This is a genomic window from Streptomyces coelicoflavus (assembly GCF_045041415.1).
Classification (GTDB): Bacteria; Actinomycetota; Actinomycetes; order Streptomycetales; family Streptomycetaceae; genus Streptomyces; species Streptomyces coelicoflavus.
Genome location: NZ_CP108218.1, coordinates 7,235,327 through 7,254,443, shown reverse-complemented (window position 1 = coordinate 7,254,443; position 19,117 = coordinate 7,235,327). Strand labels below are relative to the sequence as shown.

Annotated in this window: 21 protein-coding genes; 9 read left to right on the top strand and 12 right to left on the bottom strand. The window is 72.4% G+C overall.

The genetic code is table 11. The features are described 5' to 3' along the window. Positions 1-122: 122 nt before the first annotated feature. The 4 genes from OHA99_RS32670 to OHA99_RS32655 all read right to left on the bottom strand — a co-directional run bounded on the left by OHA99_RS32670 (position 123) and on the right by OHA99_RS32655 (position 3,156). Entirely contained in the window at positions 123-1,085 is a 963-nt protein-coding gene (locus OHA99_RS32670; protein ID WP_164385694.1) for an electron transfer flavoprotein subunit alpha/FixB family protein, read from the bottom strand. Positions 1,086-1,140: 55 nt separating this feature from the next. Then, positions 1,141-1,929 (bottom strand): electron transfer flavoprotein subunit beta/FixA family protein, encoded by a 789-nt coding sequence (locus tag OHA99_RS32665; RefSeq protein ID WP_007446884.1) that lies wholly within the window; start codon positions 1,927-1,929, stop codon positions 1,141-1,143. Between the two features lie 220 nt (positions 1,930-2,149). Beyond that, a complete protein-coding gene (locus OHA99_RS32660) occupies positions 2,150-2,659 on the bottom strand; it encodes a flavin reductase family protein (RefSeq protein ID WP_366472825.1) in 510 nt (169 codons plus the stop codon). Between the two features lie 146 nt (positions 2,660-2,805). Then, positions 2,806-3,156, bottom strand: a complete 351-nt coding sequence (locus tag OHA99_RS32655) for a thioredoxin family protein (RefSeq protein ID WP_207629476.1) — start codon at positions 3,154-3,156, stop codon at positions 2,806-2,808. Positions 3,157-3,449: 293 nt separating this feature from the next. Between OHA99_RS32655 and OHA99_RS32650 the strand changes: the two genes are divergently transcribed. Further along, positions 3,450-4,178: a 1-acyl-sn-glycerol-3-phosphate acyltransferase gene (locus OHA99_RS32650; RefSeq protein WP_007446911.1), complete on the top strand. Its 729-nt coding sequence runs from the start codon at positions 3,450-3,452 to the stop codon at positions 4,176-4,178. 9 nt (positions 4,179-4,187) lie between these two features. On the opposite strand, the gene OHA99_RS32645 is transcribed toward OHA99_RS32650, so the two are convergent. The 4 genes from OHA99_RS32645 to OHA99_RS32630 form a co-directional block, all read right to left on the bottom strand. Next, positions 4,188-4,760: a transglutaminase domain-containing protein gene (locus OHA99_RS32645; protein ID WP_366472824.1), complete on the bottom strand. Its 573-nt coding sequence runs from the start codon at positions 4,758-4,760 to the stop codon at positions 4,188-4,190. Positions 4,761-4,859: 99 nt separating this feature from the next. Further along, positions 4,860-5,930, bottom strand: coding sequence for a low specificity L-threonine aldolase (locus tag OHA99_RS32640; protein WP_366472823.1), 1,071 nt, complete (start codon positions 5,928-5,930; stop codon positions 4,860-4,862). Continuing rightward, complete coding sequence (locus OHA99_RS32635; protein WP_164248151.1) at positions 5,927-6,673, bottom strand: SDR family NAD(P)-dependent oxidoreductase; 747 nt, start codon at positions 6,671-6,673, stop codon at positions 5,927-5,929. Before OHA99_RS32635 ends, OHA99_RS32640 begins: the two co-directional genes overlap by 4 nt. 68 nt (positions 6,674-6,741) lie before the next feature. Continuing rightward, entirely contained in the window at positions 6,742-8,145 is a 1,404-nt protein-coding gene (locus tag OHA99_RS32630) for a DUF6421 family protein (protein WP_405698515.1), read from the bottom strand. Positions 8,146-8,372: 227 nt separating this feature from the next. Here OHA99_RS32630 and OHA99_RS32625 point away from each other — a divergent pair, with 227 nt between their 5' ends. Next, positions 8,373-9,056 (top strand): glycerophosphodiester phosphodiesterase family protein, encoded by a 684-nt coding sequence (locus tag OHA99_RS32625; RefSeq protein WP_042825687.1) that lies wholly within the window; start codon positions 8,373-8,375, stop codon positions 9,054-9,056. A 34-nt stretch (positions 9,057-9,090) separates the two neighbouring features. On the opposite strand, the gene OHA99_RS32620 is transcribed toward OHA99_RS32625, so the two are convergent. Next, entirely contained in the window at positions 9,091-9,630 is a 540-nt protein-coding gene (locus tag OHA99_RS32620; protein ID WP_153181039.1) for a GNAT family N-acetyltransferase, read from the bottom strand. Between the two features lie 85 nt (positions 9,631-9,715). Between OHA99_RS32620 and OHA99_RS32615 the strand changes: the two genes are divergently transcribed. Then, complete coding sequence (locus OHA99_RS32615; protein WP_164385690.1) at positions 9,716-10,108, top strand: VOC family protein; 393 nt, start codon at positions 9,716-9,718, stop codon at positions 10,106-10,108. Positions 10,109-10,229: 121 nt separating this feature from the next. After that, a complete protein-coding gene (locus OHA99_RS32610) occupies positions 10,230-10,994 on the top strand; it encodes a VOC family protein (protein ID WP_405698514.1) in 765 nt (254 codons plus the stop codon). A 54-nt stretch (positions 10,995-11,048) separates the two neighbouring features. Here the strand turns inward: OHA99_RS32610 and OHA99_RS32605 are convergent, their stop codons facing one another. Both OHA99_RS32605 and OHA99_RS32600 read right to left on the bottom strand, forming a co-directional pair. Continuing rightward, positions 11,049-11,615, bottom strand: a complete 567-nt coding sequence (locus OHA99_RS32605; protein ID WP_153181037.1) for a MarR family winged helix-turn-helix transcriptional regulator — start codon at positions 11,613-11,615, stop codon at positions 11,049-11,051. Next, positions 11,612-13,300 carry an FUSC family protein gene (locus OHA99_RS32600; RefSeq protein WP_405698513.1) on the bottom strand — a complete coding sequence of 563 codons (1,689 nt, stop codon included), beginning with the start codon at positions 13,298-13,300 and terminating at the stop codon, positions 11,612-11,614. Before OHA99_RS32600 ends, OHA99_RS32605 begins: the two co-directional genes overlap by 4 nt. Positions 13,301-13,500: 200 nt before the next feature. Here OHA99_RS32600 and OHA99_RS32595 point away from each other — a divergent pair, with 200 nt between their 5' ends. The 5 genes from OHA99_RS32595 (at position 13,501) to OHA99_RS32575 (ending at position 17,569) form a co-directional block, all read left to right on the top strand. Beyond that, complete coding sequence (locus OHA99_RS32595; RefSeq protein WP_405698512.1) at positions 13,501-14,103, top strand: DUF5134 domain-containing protein; 603 nt, start codon at positions 13,501-13,503, stop codon at positions 14,101-14,103. A 170-nt stretch (positions 14,104-14,273) separates the two neighbouring features. Further along, complete coding sequence (locus OHA99_RS32590; RefSeq protein ID WP_282879812.1) at positions 14,274-15,209, top strand: M56 family metallopeptidase; 936 nt, start codon at positions 14,274-14,276, stop codon at positions 15,207-15,209. Between the two features lie 52 nt (positions 15,210-15,261). Beyond that, on the top strand, positions 15,262-15,954 hold the full coding sequence (locus tag OHA99_RS32585; RefSeq protein ID WP_153181033.1) for a phosphatase PAP2 family protein: 693 nt from the start codon (positions 15,262-15,264) through the stop codon (positions 15,952-15,954). 10 nt (positions 15,955-15,964) lie between these two features. Then, on the top strand, positions 15,965-16,654 hold the full coding sequence (locus OHA99_RS32580; protein WP_153181032.1) for an HAD family hydrolase: 690 nt from the start codon (positions 15,965-15,967) through the stop codon (positions 16,652-16,654). Positions 16,655-16,849: 195 nt separating this feature from the next. Continuing rightward, a complete protein-coding gene (locus OHA99_RS32575; RefSeq protein ID WP_405698511.1) occupies positions 16,850-17,569 on the top strand; it encodes a TetR/AcrR family transcriptional regulator in 720 nt (239 codons plus the stop codon). Here the strand turns inward: OHA99_RS32575 and OHA99_RS32570 are convergent. Then, the gene (locus tag OHA99_RS32570; RefSeq protein ID WP_405698510.1) at positions 17,557-19,059 is read right to left on the bottom strand and encodes an LVIVD repeat-containing protein; all 1,503 of its coding nucleotides are present in this window, start codon (positions 19,057-19,059) and stop codon (positions 17,557-17,559) included. The genes OHA99_RS32575 and OHA99_RS32570 overlap by 13 nt on opposite strands. Positions 19,060-19,117: the final 58 nt, after the last annotated feature.

Genomic DNA, 19,117 nt, shown 5'->3' with positions numbered 1-19,117 from the left:
TCCGTAGAGTGAAGTTATCTGCCGGTCTCTCGCCGGTCAACACCATCCTGCGCGCGCACCGAGGCCCCCGCGACGTCCGTGGACGTCACCGGGGGCCTCGGTGTGCGGTGCGGCGGGGAGGATCAGCCCTTGCGGGTCTTGACCTCGTCGGTGAGCTGCGGGACCACGTCGAAGAGGTCGCCGACGACGCCGTAGTCGACCAGCTCGAAGATCGGGGCCTCGGCGTCCTTGTTGATCGCCACGATCGTCTTCGAGGTCTGCATGCCCGCGCGGTGCTGGATCGCGCCCGAGATGCCGGAGGCGATGTACAGCTGCGGGGAGACGGACTTGCCGGTCTGGCCGACCTGGTTGGTGTGCGGGTACCAGCCCGCGTCCACCGCGGCACGCGAGGCACCGACGGCCGCACCGAGGGAGTCGGCGAGCGCCTCGATGATCGCGAAGTTCTCCGCGCCGTTGACGCCGCGGCCGCCGGAGACGACGATCGCGGCCTCGGTCAGCTCCGGACGGCCGGTCGACTCGCGCGGCGTGCGCGAGGTGACCTTGGTGCCGGTCGCGGCGGCGGAGAAGGTGACGGACAGGGCCTCGACCGCACCGGCGGCCGGGGCGGGCTCCACGGCGGCCGAGTTCGGCTTGACCGTGATGACCGGGGTGCCCTTGGAGACACGGGACTTGGTGGTGAAGGCGGCGGCGAACACCGACTGGGTGGCCACCGGGCCCTCGTCGCCGGCCTCCAGGTCGACGGCGTCGGTGATGACGCCGGAGCCCAGGCGCAGCGCCAGGCGGGCGGCGATCTCCTTGCCCTCGGCGGAGGACGGGACCAGCACGGCGGCCGGGGACACGGCGGCGACGGCGGCCTGGAGGGCGTCGACCTTCGGCACGACCAGGTAGTCGGCGTACTCGGCGGCCTCGTGGGTGAGGACCTTCACCGCGCCGTGCTCGGCGAGGGCGGCGGCGGTGTCACCGGCACCGTTGCCCAGCGCGACGGCGACGGGCTCGCCGACACGGCGGGCCAGCGTCAGCAGCTCCAGGGTCGGCTTGCGGACGGCACCGTCCACGTGATCGACGTAGACGAGAACTTCAGCCATGGGACTTCTTCTCTCCTGCTTGCGAAAGATGAGGGGCGGTAAGGGCGGCAGGGCCTCAGATGAACTTCTGGCCCGCGAGGAACTCGGCGAGCTGCTTGCCGCCCTCGCCCTCGTCCTTGACGATCGTGCCCGCGGAGCGCGCCGGACGCTCGGCGGCCGACTCGACGACCGTGTAGGCGTTCTCCAGGCCGACCTCGTCCTCGTCGATCTCGAGGTCGGAGAGGTCCCAGGACTCCACCGGCTTCTTCTTCGCCGCCATGATGCCCTTGAAGGACGGGTAACGCGCCTCACCCGACTGGTCGGTGACCGACACGACCGCCGGCAGGGAGGCCTCCAGCTGCTCCGTGGCGGAGTCGCCGTCGCGGCGGCCCTTGACCGTGCCGCCCTCGACCGACACCTCGGACAGCAGCGTCACCTGCGGCACGCCCAGGCGCTCGGCGAGCAGCGCGGGGACGACGCCCATGGTGCCGTCGGTGGAGGCCATGCCGGAGACGACCAGGTCGTAACCGGCCTTCTCGACCGCCTTGGCCAGCACCAGGGAGGTGCCGATGGCGTCGGTGCCGTGCAGGTCGTCGTCCTCGACGTGGATCGCCTTGTCCGCGCCCATGGACAGCGCCTTGCGCAGCGCGTCCTTGGCGTCCTCGGGGCCCACCGTCAGGACGGTGACCTCGACGTCGTCGTCGGAATTCTCGGAGATCTGCAGCGCCTGCTCGACCGCGTACTCGTCCAGCTCGGAGAGCAGACCGTCCACGTCGTCCCGGTCGACGGTCAGGTCATCGGCGAAGTGCCGGTCGCCAGTGGCGTCGGGCACGTACTTCACAGTGACAACGATCCTCAAGCTCACGCCGGCTCTCCTACTGCGTCGACATTTCAGTGCTGCCTCTTGCAGGCAGCATAGGCGCCCCAAGCGGCCGATCCCGGTCGGGGCGACCTGCGCTCCGCCCGGAATATTACTCGTCAGTACACCCAGTTCTTTCCCGCTAAGCAAGCGCTTTGAACTGTGACCTTCGCAACGCAGCGTAACCGGAACTCGACGCCTCCGCAGAAGCCGTCCCGCTGACCGGTCAGTCGCGCAGCCCCCGGTAACGCCCCTGGTGGTACAGCAGCGGCTCACCGGCTCCGGCGGGGTCGCCGAGGAGGACCTCCGCCAGCACGATCCGATGGTCCCCCGCGGGCACCCGGCCGGCCACCCGGCACACGAGCCAGGCGAGCACGCCGTCCAGCACGGGCACCCCCTCGGGCCCCTCCCGCCAGGCGGTGGGCGCGGCGAAGCGGTCGGCGCCGCTGCGGGCGAAGGTGGCCGCCAGCTCCCGCTGGTGCTCGCCGAGCACGTGGACGCCGACGTACTGCGCCTCCGACACCGCGGGCCAGCTCGACGAGCCGGTGCCGATGCCGAAGGAGAGCAGCGGCGGGCGGGCGGAGACGGAGGTGAGGGACGTGGCCGTGAAACCGACCGGCCCGCCGGGACCCCTCGCGGTGATCACGGCGACGCCCGCCGCATGCCGCCGGAAGACGGACCGCAGCAGGTCGTCGGTGGCGGGCCGCGGCGAGGCGAGGCCGGGTGTGACCGTCATACGGGGTGGTCCTTCTGCGTTGCGCCTCGGTCCCGGGACCTCGGAGCGGGGCACGGGGGCGGGCTGACGACGGGTGGCACACACAGTCAATTACGTCCCGGGATCTCGGAGCTGTGGAGAAGACCTCACCGCTCGGGTGGCGCTTGTCACACCGCCTCGCCGAGCGCGGCGATCACGTCCGCCGTGCGCGGCTGCCCGACGGCACGCCGTACGACGCGGCCGCCGGCGTCCAGTACGAGCACGGTGGGGGTCTTGAGCACGTCGAGGGCGCGGACCAGTTCCAGGCGGGCCTCGGCGTCGATCTCGACGTGGGCGACGCCGGGGACCATGCCGGCCACCTCGCCCAGCACCCGCCGGGTGGCCCGGCAGGGCGCGCAGAAGGCGCTGGAGAACTGCACGAGCGTGGCGCGGGCCCCGAGTTCGGCGCCGAGGGCGGCCGCGTCCAGTCGCGGGGTGCCGGTCCCGGACCGCCTGCCGTCGTCCTGCTCGCCCACCAGTGCGCTCCCGTTCCGCCGCCATCGCGGCTCTCCTGGACGCGCGTACCCGCGCGCCGCCGATCCGGTCCTCCGAAGGTGCAGCGCCCCGGAGGCGGCCAGGATTCCCGCCGACCGTCGCGTTTCGGCCACCAAACGGCCGGGTGAGTGATGAGGATCTCCCCTCACACGGGCACCAAGGCTGGTACACCGGCCGTTCTTGGGGCACGATCGGCGACAAGCCGAAAACCTACGGCTGCGTAACTTTCGACTGGGAGCCCCCTTCCCAGGCCGACAAGGAAGGGTCCGACCCGCCCATGGCAGAACTCGCCTACCGCCCGGCCATCGGTCTCGCCCGCACCCTGTTCAAGGTGTGGGACCTCAAGATCGACTGCCAGGGTTCGGAGAACATCCCGCGCTCGGGCGGCGCCGTACTGGTGAGCAACCACATCAGCTACCTGGACTTCATCTTCGACGGCCTGGCGGCGCTGCCCCAGAAGCGACTGGTGCGCTTCATGGCGAAGGAGTCGGTCTTCCGGCACCGGGTTTCCGGCCCGCTGATGCGCAACATGAAGCACATCCCGGTCGACCGCAAGCAGGGCGAGGCGGCGTACGCACACGCCCTCGACTCGCTGAAGTCCGGCGAGATCGTCGGGGTCTTCCCGGAGGCGACGATCTCCGAGTCGTTCACGCTGAAGAGCTTCAAGTCGGGTGCCGCGCGCCTGGCGCAGGAGGCGGGCGTCCCGCTGATCCCGATGGCACTGTGGGGCACCCAGCGGCTGTGGACCAAGGGCCACCCGCGCAACTTCAAGCGCAGCCACACCCCGATCACCATCCGGGTCGGCGAGGCCATGGAGGCCTCCCGCGAGCAGTACGCGGGCGCGATCACCCGGCGGCTGCGCGAGCGGGTGCAGGAGCTGCTGGAAGCGGCGCAGCGTGCCTACCCGGTGCGCCCCAAGGGGGCCGACGACACCTGGTGGATGCCGGCCCACCTCGGCGGCACGGCCCCGACGCCCGAGCAGCTGCGCACGGCCCAGGCGCACTGAGCCGGGCGTTCAGAGCGCGGTGGGGAGGGTCTGCCACAGGTGCGGGCGGTCGGTGGCCGCCTTGAGCACGTCCAGCACCTTCGGATGCGGCGCCGCGTACAGCTCCGGGTAGTCCGCCTCCCCCGCCGCGTGGTCCGGCGTGAAGGCCAGTCGCTCCCGCCCGAGGGAGAACCGCGCGTTCACGCCGGGCTTGTTGCCGCGCGGATCCTGCCGGTGCCAGGCGCCGTCCAGGCGTACGGCGACCAGTCCGTGCACCACGTCGAACCGCTGGTAGCACAGCGCGGTGGGGATGTCCTCGGCCCGCAGCAGCGCGGCCAGCGCGTGGGCCTTGGCGTAGCAGATGCCGGTGCGCTGCTCCAGCACGTCGGAGGCCCGCCAGGTGACGCGCGGGTCCCCGGAGTCCTGCGAGTGCGGGATGGTGTCACGCACGAAGTCGAAGGCCAGCCGCGCATAGTCATACGAATCCGCCGCCTCCTTGGCGAGCAGGCCGGCCGTCTCCCGTACGCGCGGGTGGTCGTGGTCGATAGCCTCGTCGGCTGCCAGATAGGCGGACAGGTCAGGGGTTGTCTGGATCGGCTCCATGCCCGCAGAGCATAGGAAAGCGATCACCCGTCAGTCAATGACTTTTCAGGTGACCGCATACCTATGCAATTCCGGGAGATGCTCCGTGCGGTGCTCCCGTCAGCGCGCCATCTCCTCCTTGAGGGCGGCCACGAACGCGTCGACGTCGTCCTCGGTGGTGTCGAACGCGCACATCCAGCGCACGTCACCGGCGGACTCGTCCCAGAAGTAGAAGCGGAACCGCTTCTGCAGGCGCTCGCTCACCTCGTGCGGCAGCCGGGCGAAGACCGCGTTGGCCTGCACCGGGTAGAGGATCTCCACGCCGTGCACGGCGCGCACGCCCTCGGCCAGGCGCTGGGCCATCTCGTTGGAGTGCCGGGCGTTGCGCAGCCACAGGTCCTTGGCCAGCAGCGCCTCCAGCTGCACGGACACGAAGCGCATCTTGGAGGCGAGCTGCATGGACAGCTTGCGCAGGTGCTTCATGTGCCGCACCGCGTCCTGGTTCAGCACCACGACCGCCTCGCCGAACAGGGCGCCGTTCTTGGTGCCGCCCAGCGAGAGCAGGTCGACGCCGACCGCGTTGGTGAACGTGCGCATGGGCACGTCCAGCGAGGCGGCGGCGTTGGCTATCCGGGAGCCGTCCAGGTGCACCCTCATGCCGTGCGCGTGGGCGTGCTCGCAGACGGCGCGGATCTCGTCGGGCGTGTAGAGGGTGCCCAGCTCGGTGCTCTGGGTGATCGACACGACCTGCGGCATGGCCCGGTGCTCGTCGTCCCAGCCGTACGCCTGCCGGTCGATCAGGTCGGGCGTGAGCTTGCCGTCCGGGGTGGGAACGGTGAGCAGCTTCAGGCCGCCCATGCGCTCGGGGGCGCCGCCCTCGTCGACGTTGATGTGCGCGCTGTCGGCGCAGATCACCGCGCCCCAGCGGTCGGTGACCGCCTGGAGCGCGACGACGTTGGCGCCGGTGCCGTTGAAGACCGGGAACGCCTCGGCGCCGGAGCCGAAGTGGCTGCGGACCACGCGCTGGAGGTTCTCGGTGTAGTCGTCCTCGCCGTACGCGACCTGGTGACCGCCGTTGGCCAGCGCCAGGGCGGCGAGCACCTCCGGGTGGGCCCCGGCGTAGTTGTCACTGGCGAAACCGCGGACCTCGGGGTCGTGATGACGACGCGCGTCGGTCTTCGGGGGGTTCACGGCTTCTCGGTCAGCCACAGGCGGTTTCCGTTCACTTCCGCGGCGGGCTTGTCCCAGACACCGGCGACGGCCTCGGCGAGGTCACGCACGTCCGTGAAGCCCGCGAACTTCGCGTTGGGGCGCTCGGCGCGCATCGCGTCGTGCACCAACGCCTTGACCACCAGGATCGCAGCCGCCGACGTCGGTCCCTGCTCGCCCCCCGCCTTGCGGAAGTAGTCCGCCATGGCCAGCGTCCACGCCTCGGCGGCGGCCTTGGCGGCCGAGTAGGCGGCGTTGCCCGCGGTGGGGCTGGACGCGCCGGCGGCGCTGATCAGGACGTAGCGGCCGCGGTCGCTGCGCTGGAGCGCCTCGTGGAAGGCGAGGGAGGTGTGCTGCACGGTGCGGACGAGCAGCTTCTCCAGGAGGTCCCAGTCGCCGAGCTCGGTCTTGGTGAAGGTCTTGCTGCCGCGCCAGCCGCCCACGAGGTGGACCATGCCGTCGACGTGGCCGAACTCCTTCTCGGTGCGGTCGGCCCAGGCCCGGGTGGAGTCCAGGTCGAGCAGGTCGACGGTCTCGCCGGTGACGGTGGCGCCGCCGTGCGCGTAGCGCGCCGCGTCGACCGCCTCGGCCAGCCGCTCCGGGTCGTTGTCCGCGCCGACGACGGTCGCACCCGCCTCGGCGAGCCGCAGCAGCGCGGCCCGTCCGGCGGGTCCGCCCGCTCCTGCCACCGCGATCACCGCGCCGTCGAGCGCCCCGTTCCCCATGGTCCTCGCCTCCCGAGCCTGCTGAGCCTGTGTCTGCCGTACATCTTCCCGCGTGCCGCCGCCGTCGCTCACGCGGCGGCCCGTTCGGCGCCGTCCGTGGCCGCGGTGATGCCGCGGGTGGAGGCGATCACCTTCTTCAGCTTCTTGGACAGGGCCTCGTAGAACATGCTCAGCGGAAACTCGTCCGGAAGCACGTCGTCGACGAGTTTGCGCGGCGGCAGGGTCAGGTCCAGGGCGTCGGGGCCCTTGGCCCACTTCGAGCCCGGGTGCGGGGACAGGTAGGTGGAGACCAGCTCGTAGCCGGCGAACCAGTGCACGATCTTCGGGCGGTCGATGCCGTCGCGGTAGAGCTTCTCGATCTCGGCGCACAGCTGGTTGGTGACCTGCGGGGCGCGCTGCCAGTCGATGAAGAGCTTGTTGTCGGTCCAGCGGACGACGTCGTGCTTGTGCAGGTAGGCGAAGAGGAGCTGGCCGCCGAGGCCGTCGTAGTTGCGCACGCGCTCGCCGGTGACCGGGAAGCGGAACATGCGGTCGAAGAGCACCGCGTACTGCACGTCGCGGGCCTGCGAGACGCCGTCCGCCTCCAGCTTCACGGCCTCCCTGAACGCGGTGAGGTCGCAGCGCAGCTCCTCCAGGCCGTACATCCAGAACGGCTGGCGCTGCTTGATCATGAACGGGTCGAAGGGCAGGTCGCCATGGCTGTGGGTGCGGTCGTGGACCATGTCCCACAGCACGAACGCCTCTTCGCAGCGCTTCTGGTCGTGGACCATGGCGGCGACGTCCTCGGGCAGCTCCAGACCCAGCAGGTCCACGGCGGCCTCGGTGACGCGGCGGAAGCGGGCGGCCTCGCGGTCGCAGAAGATGCCGCCCCAGGAGAAGCGCTCGGGGGCCTCGCGCACGGCGATGGTCTCCGGGAAGAGGACGGCCGAGTTGGTGTCGTAGCCGGCCGTGAAGTCCTCGAAGGTGATGCCGCAGAACAGCGGGTTGTCGTAGCGGGTGCGCTCCAGTTCGGCCAGCCAGTCGGGCCAGACCATGCGCAGCACGACCGCTTCGAGGTTGCGGTCCGGGTTGCCGTTCTGCGTGTACATCGGGAAGACAACCAGGTGCTGGAGGCCGTCCGCGCGGTTCGCGGCGGGCTGGAAGGCCAGCAGCGAGTCGAGGAAGTCGGGCACCTGGAACCCGCCGTCGGACCAGCGGCCGAGATCGGTCACCAGGGCCTCGTGGTAGGCACGGTCGTGCGGCAGCAGCGGGGACAGCTCGCGCACGGCGCCGGTGACACGGCGTACGGCGTCCACGGCCGCGGCCCGATCCGGGGCGCCCTCGGCGTCGAAGTCGATCGACCCGTCCTGGGACTGCCATGGCCGGATCCGCTCCACGGCATCCTTGAGCACGGGCCACGCCGGGTGCTCAACCACCCTGTTCGCCGGAGGAACATCGCCCTCCACACCCACCTGCGCAAGAATTTCCGTCATGTCCCATCCTCCACGGGAGAAGCTAGCGTGACGCCACCGTAGACATACGACGTTTCTCCAATCAAGGGGAGGCTCCGTAAATTATCCTGCCTGACCCCGGACTTCGCCGCATTTTTTCCTGTCGAGCGCCGGGTTCGTATACCCGGCGCGGCACGGGGGAAACGGTCCGGCAGGGCCGCTAGGCTGCCGCCCTGCCCACGCCGACGTCGACGGAAGCGAGTCGAGCCTTGAACTTCCTCACCATCGGTCACCGCGGAGCGATGGGTGTCGAACCCGAGAACACCCTGCGCTCCTTCGTCGCCGCCGAGCAGGCCGGCCTCGACGTCGTCGAACTGGACCTGCATCTGAGCAAGGACGGCGCGCTCGTCGTCATGCACGACGCCGACGTGGACCGCACCACCGACGGCACCGGCGCGATCGCCGACAAGACCATCGAGGAGCTGCGCGCCCTGGACGCCGGGCGCGGGGAGCGGATCCCGGTCTTCGAGGAGGTGCTGGACGCCGTCTCGGTGCCGTTGCAGGCCGAGATCAAGGACGCGGCCGCCGCACGCGTCCTCGCCGAGGTGATGCTCCGCCGGGACCTGGTGGACCGGGTCGAGGTGATCTCGTTCCACGACGAGGCCATCGTCGAGATCGCCCGGCTCGTGCCGGGGGTGCGGACCGCCCTGGTCGCGCAGTACTACGGCCCCGAGGTCGTGGACCGCGCCGTGGAGGCGGGCGCCCGGACCCTGTGCCTCGACATCAACAGGATCACGCTGGAGATCGTGAAGAAGGCCCGCAAGGCGGGTCTGCGGGTCTTCTCCTGGACCGTGAACACCCAGGACCACCTGCGCCTGGTACGCGCCCTGGGCCTGGACGGCGCGACGACCGACTATCCGGAGATCAAACGCACCGGCCGCTTCACGGCCTGACCGGCCCGGGCGGGCCGGGCGTGCCGTTCCCGCGTCACGCCAGCGGCTTGACCAGCAGCTCGAACCGGAGGTCGTCGCGCTGCGGGATGCCGAAGCGCTCGTCGCCGTACGGGAAGGGGGTCGTCTCTCCCGTACGGCGGTAGCCGCGGCGCTCGTACCAGGCGATGAGGTCCTCCCGCACGGAGATCACGGTCATGTGCATCTCCGTGGCGCCCCAGGTCTCGCGGGCCTGCCGCTCGGCCTCCGCGATGATCGTCTTGCCCAGTCCCTCGCCCTGGAGCGCCGGGCTGACGGCGAACATCCCGAAGTAGGCGTGCGCCCCGCGGTGCTCGAGCTGGCAGCAGGCCACGATCCCGCCGTCCCGCTCCACCGTCAGCAGGCGGCTGTCCGGCGCCTTGACGACCTCCAGCACGCCCTGCGGGTCGGTGCGCTGCCCCTGGAGGATGTCTGCCTCCGTGGTCCACCCGGCCCGGCTGGAGTCTCCCCGGTACGCGGACTCTATGAGCGCGACGAGCGCGTCCACGTCGGCGTCGGTGGCGTCGCGGTAGGTCAGTGGGCTGTCGGCGGTGTCCATGGGGGCGTCTCCGGTTCGTTCTCGGGCGCGGCGCGGGCACCGATGAGCGTAACGCCGCCGGCGGCCGCCACTACGCTCGGGACGCATGGTGCACGTACTCGGCAGCCGGACCCTGCTCCGCCCCACCGACCCCGACCGTTCCCGCGCCTTCTACGGCGAGCAGCTCGGCCTCGCCGTCCACCGGGAGTTCGGCACGGGCCCGGAGCGGGGCACCGTCTACTTCCTCGGCGGCGGCTTCCTGGAGGTCTCCGGACGTTCCGCGGCACCCGTCACCCCCGGTCTCGCCCTGTGGCTCCAGGTCGAGGACGCGGCGGCGGCGCACGAGGAACTGCGCGCCAAGGGGGTCGAGATCGTGCGGCCGCCGGTCGAGGAGCCGTGGGGCCTGGTGGAGATGTGGATCGCGGACCCGGACGGCACCCGGATCGTGCTGGTGGAGGTGCCCGCGGAGCATCCGCTGCGCTACCGGCCGGGCATCTGAGCTGCGCGGGACGTACCGCGACCGGTGTGCGCGGGCGCCGGATGGCCGCGGTCCCGGCCCGGCCTTAGCGTGCTGGAGGGGGACGGACGGTTCCCGGCCACCGCGGAAGGACGCCACGACGATGAAGCTCCATGAACCGGTGCCCGGCGGGCCCTGCTGGGCGGAGCTGGGGACCACCGAACTGGAAGCGGCCAAGCGGTTCTACACCAAGCTGTTCGGCTGGTACCCGCGGACGGACCCCCGGCAGCAGGCGGGCGGCTACACGATCGCCCGGATCGGCGACGCGGCGGTCGCCGCCCTGACGCCGCTGTACCAGCCGGGTCAGCCGGTCGCGTGGAACGTGTCCTTCGCCGTGCGCGACGCGGACGCGGCCGTACGGCAGGTGACGGCGGCCGGCGGTGCGGCCCTCCAGGGACCGACGGACGTCTTCGACTCGGGCCGCTTCGCGGTGGCCGCCGATCCGACCGGGGCGGTCTTCCAGCTGTGGCAGGGCCGCTCGTTCCCCGGGGCCGGGCTGTTCAACGCGCCCGGCTCACTGGGCTGGGTGGAGCTGCTGACCCGGGAGCCCGACCGGGCAGCCGACTTCTACGAGACGGTGTTCGGCTGGAGCATCACCCCCTCGCAGAGCTATCCGCAGTGGGGCATCGGCGGGGCGGACTTCGGCGGCATGGTGACGATGGACGACAAGTTCCCGCACGAGGTGCCGGCGCACTGGCTGCCGTACTTCGCGGTGGCGGACGTGAACACCGTCGCGGTCGACACGACCGACGGCGGCGGCAGCGTGCTCATGGAACCGACCTCGGTGCCCGACGGACCGCGCATCGCGGTGCTCCGGGACCCGCAGGGCGCGATGTTCGGCGTGTACCGGGCGGGCGACGAACGCTGACCCGGACGGCGCGCGGGGAGGCCGCCGGGAGCACGCCCACCGGGCGGCGGCCGTTCAGGCCCGCAGCGCGTCCAGGCGGCCCTCCAGCTGGCCGAGGAGTCCGCCGAGGAGCGCCGCCAGCTCGCCCTGCCGCACCCCGTCGACGCCGGAGAGGACGGCGGACTCGTAGGCGAGCTGTTCCGGCAGGATGCCGTCGACGAGGTCGCGTCCGGTGTCCGTGAGGCGGAGGTGGGCGACCCGGCGGTCCCGGGTGTCGCCGCGCCGCTCGACGAGGCCGCGCTCGGTGAGCTGCTTGAGGCGCTTGGTGACGGCGGCTCCGGAGGAGAAGGTCTCCCTGGCCAGCTCGCCCGGTGTCAGCTCGTGCCCGGTGCGGCGCAGCGCACCGAGCAGGTCGAACTCGGCGCGGCTGAGGCCCGCCCGGCGCAGCGGCGCGTCCTCGGCCTGCTGCAGGAGGGCGGCGCAGCGGTTGATGCGGCCGATGATCTCCATCGGCCCGGTGTCGAGGTCCGGGCGGACGGCACGCCACTGGCGTACGACGGCGGCCACGGTGTCCCCGCCCGGTCCCGCCGCCCCGCCGTCACCGGCTCCCCCGTCGTGGGCTCCCCCGTCGGTTGCGGTCATGGCCGTACGTCCTCCGTTCTCGTGCCCGTGTCCCGGTCCGGACGCGCTGCCTGGCGTCGCACCGCCTCGGCGAGCGTACGGTGTCCGGACTGCTCGGCCAGCACGACCCTCTCCTGGGGCAGCGCGCGTCCCCACCATTCACCGGCCGCCGCGTCGGCGGTGGCCCGCAGGTCGGTCAGCGCGGCGGACAGGGACCGCCGGGCGGCTTCCAGGTCGCCGGGGGCGGGCGCGGGCTCCGCGAGGAGGCGCGCGGCCCGCTCCCGGGCCCGGTCGGCCGCGGTCACCGCCTGTTCGACGCGGTTCCCGGCCCGCCGGTTGGTGACGACGACGGCGGCGAGGAAGCCGACCAGGGCCCCGACGAGGGTGTCCACGGCCCGCTCGGTCATCAGGTCGCCGGGGGCCTGGTAGCCGGCGAACTCGGTGACGAGCAGGGCCATCGGGGTCACGCAGACGCTGCCGAGCCAGTAGTTGCGGGTGATGAGTGCCTCGGCGCCGAAGTTGAGGGCGAGGCAGCACAGGACGAGCAGCACCTGCGCCAGGTGGGCGAGCGGGGCTATGGCGGCGAAGAGCAGCACGCCGGCGAGGTTGCCGACCACGCGCTGCACGGCCCGGCTCCAGGTCAGGGTGAGGTTGGCCTGGTAGAGCGCGGCGGCGGTGACCAGGGCCCAGTAGGGGCGGCCGATGCCCAGGGCGAGGGACGCGTAGCCGGCCAGCGCGCAGCCGAGGCCGGTACGCACGGCGATCGGGGCCAGCGGGCCGAGCCGCCGCCACAGGGGCGCGGGGCGGGCGGCGAGTTCGGCGTCCACGCCGAGGAGTTCGTCGCCGTCGGCCGGGGCGTCGCCGGTGCGGGGGATCCGGCCGCCGCCGCGCAGGGCGCGGGCCCAGGCGCGCAGGCGCTCGGGGTCGGTGTCGGCGGGTGCGGCCAGCGCGACCTCGGCGCGGACGACGAGGCGTTCCAGGGCATGCCGGGTGGCGGCGCGGGCGCCGGTCGCGGGGAGGGACAGCAGCGTCTGCCAGGCGGCCTGTACGGCGGCGTACCCGGCGGCGCGGGCGGAGGCGTGGCCGTCGCCGGTGCCGCGGGTGGCGGCGTACGCGGCGGCGGCGTTGAGGGCCTGGGCGGTGGCCCGGCGTTCCGGTCCGTGCGGGCGGACCAGGGCGGGTGCCATGCCGACCAGCCAGGCCCAGACGCCCGCGGCGGCGGCCAGCGCCAGGTGCCCGGGGATCTGGGCGAGGGTCTGCGGGGCGAAGAGTGCGGCGGAGCTGATGAAGGTCAGGATCACGTTGCCCGGCGGGCCGACGCGGCCGGCGTCGCACAGGGCCTTCTGCACGGCGGCCAGCAGCGCTCCGACGGTGACGAGGACGACGGCGTCGCGGGTGAGCGAGGCGGTGACCAGGGCGACGGCGACGCCGCCGAGCATGCCGAGTACCACCCACGCCAAGGTGCGGGCACGGGCGGCGTACGGGCGGTTGTGGGCGTAGAGCGCGCACAGGGACCCGGCCATCGTGTACATCGCCAGGTCGAGCCGGCCGAACGCCAGCAGGAGCAGGTTGGGAGGGGCGACGGCGGCGACCGAACTCAGGGCGGGCTTGAACCAGATCTCCGAGGGTCGGCGCAGGCGCAGCACGCCTGCCAGGGACAGGCGTCGGACCGGTGAGGGGCCGGGGGTGGGGGTCGCACTGCTCATGTCTACGAGATTAGCAAGTGTTTTACTCGTGAATCAAATGCTGGACGTGAGACCGCCCACGCCACCGACCAGCGACGACACACCGCGGCGAGGTCGCGCGCTCCCCCGAATGCCCCCGCGTGCCCCCTTGCGCTCGCGTGCGCGCCGCACGGGCCGGGCAGTCCTTGACCGACCGTGGCCCGCGGAACGGGGAGGTGCGTGTGCACGGACCGGCGTCGTCCGGATGGCTGCTGGTCGCGCTGTGCACGGCGACCGGCGTCTACTGCCTGCTGCGGATGCGCAGCAGGGTCGAGGAACAGCGCAGTGCCGCGGGCGGTGAGGCGCTCATGGGGTTCGGCATGGCGGCCATGGCCGTGCCCGCGGCGGTGTTCACCCCGCCGGCCTGGGTCTGGCCCGGCTACGCGGTGGTGTTCGGCGCCGCGGGACTGCGGGCGTTGTGGGCGGCCCGGTCCGGGCGTCACCATCTGCACCACCTCGTGGGCGCCGCGGCGATGGTCTACATGGCGGTGGCGATGGCCGGCTCCCCGGCCCACGCGCATGCCCACGGCACGTCCGGCACGCCGGTGCTGACCGGTGCGCTGCTGCTCTACTTCACGGGATACGTCCTGCTGTCCGGCGTACGCCTGATACCCGTCGTGGCAGTGGCCGGGGGCGGCGCGGGTGGGGCGACCGTGCCCGCGCCCGGCGGTGGTCCGGGGGCCGGCGGCCGGGTGGCGAGCGGGTGGGGCGACCGGCCGGAACTGGCGCGGGCGTGCCGGCTCTCCATGGCGATCGGGATGCTGGCCATGCTGCTGCCCCTGTGACGGCTGCCGGCCGGGACCCGGTCACCGAGGACCCGGCCGCCCTGGGACCCGGCCGGTCTGGGCGGGCCCGGGACCCGGGTTGCCCGGGGTTGGCCGTGCGCAATCGTTGCCTGCGTCACTTTGCGCCTCGGGCCGTACTGCCGACGGCGCGGCGCTCATAGGCTGCTGCCATGATTCTCCCCGCGGCACTGCTGCTGCTCGGCGCGCTGACCGCCGTGCTCGCCCCCAGGCTGCTCGCCCGGGCCGACTGGCCCGATCGCGAACCGGTGGTCGCGCTGTGGGTCTGGCAGTGCGCGGTGGCGGCGGTGATCGTGTGCTGCGCGCTGTCGATGACGTTCAGCGCGGCGGCGGCCTGGCACGCGGTGGGCGGTCCCGTCTTCGCGACCGCGCCCGGCCCGGTGGTCGAGGCCTACGCGCTGGGCACGTCCGGCCTCTGGGCGGACACGACCGCCCTCACGCTGGCCTGCGGCGGTCTGTGGAGCGTCGCGATGCTGGCCCGGGAGGTCGTGCGGGCCCGCTCGCGGCGCCGGGTGCGCCGCGCGGAGCTGAGGCACCGCGCCCCGCTGCTCCCCGGCGAGGAGCCCGGCCCGGGCCGGCTCGTCGTCCTGGAGGGCGAGCGGCCGGACGCCTGGTGGCTGCCCGGCACTCCCCCGCAGCTGGTGGTCACCACCGCGGCGCTGCGCCGCCTCGAGGGCCGGCAGCTCGACGCGGTGCTCGCCCATGAGAAGGGGCACGCGCAGGCGCGGCACGACTGGCTGCTGAACTGCTCCACCGCGCTGGCGGACGGTTTCCCGCAGGTTCCGGTCTTCGCGGCGTTCCGCGACGAGATGCACCGGCTGGTCGAACTCGCCGCCGACGACGTGGCCTCCCGCCGCTTCGGCCGGCTGACGACGGCCCTGGCCCTGGTCGAACTCAACGAGGACCGCGGCGTCTTCGGCCCGTGTCCGGCCGCGCAGGCCCACGTCCCGCAGCGGGTCCATCGTCTGCTCACCCCGCCGAACCGGCTGACGGCGGGCCGGAGGCTGCGGCTGACGGCCGCCGCCGCACTGGTACCGGCGGTGCCGGTGCTGGTCGCCTTCGCACCGGGACTTCGGGCTCTGGGATAGCCGGCCGCCGGGGAACTGGCCCCGGAACCGCCGGTTCGGCGAGTATCGCAGCATGCAGACGCCACCGGTCGACTCCCCGCCCGCCCCGCCGCAGCCGCGCACCGCCCTCCGCGTCACCTGGGTGCTGGCCGTGTGCTCCGCGCTCCTGCTCACCCTGGTGGCCGTGGAGTGGGGCCCGTTGCTGCGGCTGGACGACGACATCGCCGGCACGACCCACCGCTGGGCCGTCGACGAAGGTGGCGTCACCCATGCCATGCGGATCCTCACCGACTGGGTGTGGGACACCTGGACGATGCGTCTGCTGTGCGCGGCGGTGGTGCTGTGGCTGTGGTGGCGCCGCGCGGACCGGTGGACGGCCGTGTGGCTGGGCACGGCCTGTCTGCTGGGCAGCCTCCTGCAACAGGCCCTCAAGGCGGCGGTGGACCGTCCCCGCCCGGTCTGGCCCGACCCCGTGGACTCCGCGCACTACGCGGCCTTCCCCTCCGGGCACGCCATGACCGCGACGTTCGTGTGCGGCCTGCTGGTGTGGCTGCTGCACCACTACGGCGCGGGCCGCGCTCTGCGCCGGGCCGGCCTCGCCCTCGCGGTGGTGTCGGTGGCCGGGGTCGGTGTGACCCGGGTGTGGCTCGGCGTCCACTGGGCCACGGACGTCCTGGGCGGCTGGCTCCTGGGCGCCCTGGTCGTGGCGCTCGCGGTACTGGTGCACCGGCACCGGCATCCCGCGAGCCCCGATGACGGGACCTAGGATCCGGCCCATGACCGCCGTGCTGTTCGACTTCTCCGGGACCCTGTTCCGCATCGAATCCACCGAGGCCTGGCTCCGCGCGGCCCTCGACGACGCCGGACTCGAGCTTGCCGCACCGGCGTTGGCCGAGACGGCCGGTGCGCTCGAGCGAGCGGGGGCGCTGCCCGGCGGCGCACCGCCCTTGCGCGTGCCGGAGGAACTCGCCGAGGTGTGGGAGACCCGCGACGAGAGCTCCGCGCTGCACCGGACCGCGTACACGGGTCTGTCCCGGCAGGTGTCACTGCCGGTTCCCGGCCTCCACGACGCGCTGTACGAGCGGCACATGTCACCCGGCGCGTGGAGCCCCTACCCGGACGCCGCCGAGGTGCTGGCCGCGTTGCGCGGGCGCGGCGTCGCCGTGGGGGTCGTCAGCAACATCGGCTGGGACCTGCGGCCGGTCTTCCGCGAGCACGGTCTCGACCGGTTCGTGGACACCTATGTCCTGTCGTACGAGCACGGCATCCGCAAACCCGATCCCCGGCTGTTCGGCGTCGCCTGCGCGGCGTTGGGCGTGGAGCCCGGACGGACGCTGATGGTCGGCGACGACCGGCGGGCGGACGGCGGGGCGAAGGCGCTGGGGTGCGGGGTGCACTTCGTGGAGCACCTGCCGGTGGCCGAGCGTCCCGACGGGCTGCGACCGGTGCTGGACCTCGTGCGCTGACCGGCGCCGACACGAACTGCGCACACCTTCACGGCAACCCGTCCCCGTAGCCCGAGGCAACCGGTGAGTGATGCCGTCCGCCTCGGACGATCCCCCGTGTCGCCCGAGGCAGACGGTAGCCGGAGCGGACCCCGGGGGCCCGTCCGCCTGCGCCGAGTATAGTTGGCTGGTAGCCAGTCAACGCAGGAGTACAGCATGTCCCCGCGCAGCGCCTCGGTCAATGAAGAATTGCGGCGGCGCTCGAAGGAGCGTCTCCTGCAGGCCGCCGTGGAGCTCGTGGGCGAGCGCGGGTACGACGCGACCACGCTGGGCGACATCGCGGACCGGGCGGGCTCGGCGCGCGGACTCGTGTCGTACTACTTCCCCGGCAAGCGCCAGCTGGTGCAGTCCGCCGTGCACCGGTTGATGCACCGCACCCTGGAGGAGGCCCTGGAGCGCGAGCCGTGCACCAGCGACGGGCGTGAGCGTCTGGCGCGGGCCATCGACGCGATCCTCGGACTGGCCCGGGAGCGGCCGGTGCTCATGCGCCAGCACATGGCGGGACTGCTCCAGGCCGAGGTGGGTTTCGTGCCGTGTCCGGAGCAGCGGCGGCTGGCGGAGCTGCTGCGGGACAGCGTGGCCCGGCGCGGTTCGACGGACGTCGACCACGACTACCCGATGTTGCGCGCCCAGCTGATGGGCGCCGTCTTCGCGGCTCTCGTGCCCGGCGTGCCGATGCCGGTGCCCGAACTGCGCGCCGAGCTGTTCGAACGCTACCGGTTGGACTGGGAGCTGGGTGTCCCGCCGGACGCCGAGGCGTCCGGCGGGACGTCGTGCGACCCGGACCTGTCGCGGTTCTTCGCGACCGGCGTACCGGATCAGCCGGTCCGCGCCGACCGGGCCGACCGGACCGGCCGGACCGCTCAGTCGAAGTAGTCCGGCTGCGTCTGCGTGTTGAGCTCCCGCAGATGGACCCGCTTGGCTGGGTCGGTGCGCCGGTCGCTGAGCTTGAGGACGTCGAAGCCCTTGGCGATGTCGTTCGAGTAGATGTAGCCGTTGTAGTAGTACGCCGACCACGAACCGCCGGTCTGCATCGTGTCGGTGCTCAGCGGACCCCGCTCGAAGTAGGCGATCTCCCTGGGCCGCGAGGAGTCGGTGAACTCCCAGACGGAGACACCGCCCTGGTACCAGGCCTGGACCATGATGTCCTTGCCCTTGACCGGGATCAGCGAACCGTTGTGGGCGACGCAGTTCTCGGTGTCCGCCTGGTGGCGCGGGATCTTGAAGTAGCTGCGGAAGACCAGCTTGCGGTGGTCGCCCCGGCCGACGATGTCGTAGATGCCGTCGGCGCCGCGGTCCGGGCCGATCTCCGCGTTGCACGTGGCGGCGCCGCCACCGCCCAGCTCGTCGGTGAACACGACCTTGTTCGCCCTCTGGTTGAAGGTCGCCGAGTGCCAGAACGCGAAGTTCACGTTGTCCTGCACGCGGTCGATGACCTTCGGGTGCTCGGGGTCCTTGATGGAGAACAGGATGCCGTCGCCCATGCAGGCGCCGGCCGCCAGGTCCTCGGAGGGCAGGACGGTGATGTCGTGGCAGCCGGTGGTCTTGGAGACGCCCGGGTTGGTGGGTCCGCCCGGGTTGCCGCCGCCGTCGGGGCCCTCACCGGGGAAGAGCACGGGGAAGCCCACGAGGGCCGCCCGCTCGGGTGCCTTGCGCGGCACCTTGATCACGGAGATCCCGTCGTGCGGCGGTTGGCAGTCGGGGTAGGCGGCGTTCGGCGAGTACGAGGAGACATAGACGTAGACGTTCCTGCGCTCGGGCACCAGCGTGTGGGTGTGCGAGCCGCAGGCGGTCTCGACGGCGGCGACGTACGTCGGGTTCCGCTTGTCGCTGATGTCGAAGACCTTCATGCCCTCCCAGGAGGACTTCTCGGTCGCGGGCTGCGTGGTGCTGTTGCAACTGCTGTCGCTGCGCGAGGAGTCGGTCGACAGGAAGAGCAGGTCGCCGGAGACGGATATGTCGTTCTGCGAGCCGGGACACAGCACCTGGGCGACGGTCTTCGGCTTCTTCGGGTTCTTGATGTCGAAGATGCGGAAGCCGTCGTAGTTGCCGGCGAAGGCGTACCGGCCCTGGAAGGCCAGGTCGGAGTTGAAGCCGGACAGCGCGTCCTTGGGGATGTTGGCCAGGTGCTCGATGTTGTCGGAGTGGACTGCCTCGTCCTGGCCGGGTATCTCGTCGTTCTGGATGGCCTCGCGCACCTCCGCGCGTGCGCTCTTGGACACGTCCTTCGACGTGGCCGGAGTGTCCCCGGGGTCGGGGGTGGCGACGGCCGGGCCTGCGGTCAGCAGGGCGGCCAGGAGTCCGGCGGCCGCGGCCGCCACCCCCAGCCGTCTGCGCCGCGCTCGCGGGTCGTTCAACAGGGTCACTGTTTCCTCCCAACGTCCGTTCCGGTTGGAACGGTTCACGCTTCCGGCAGTATCGTCG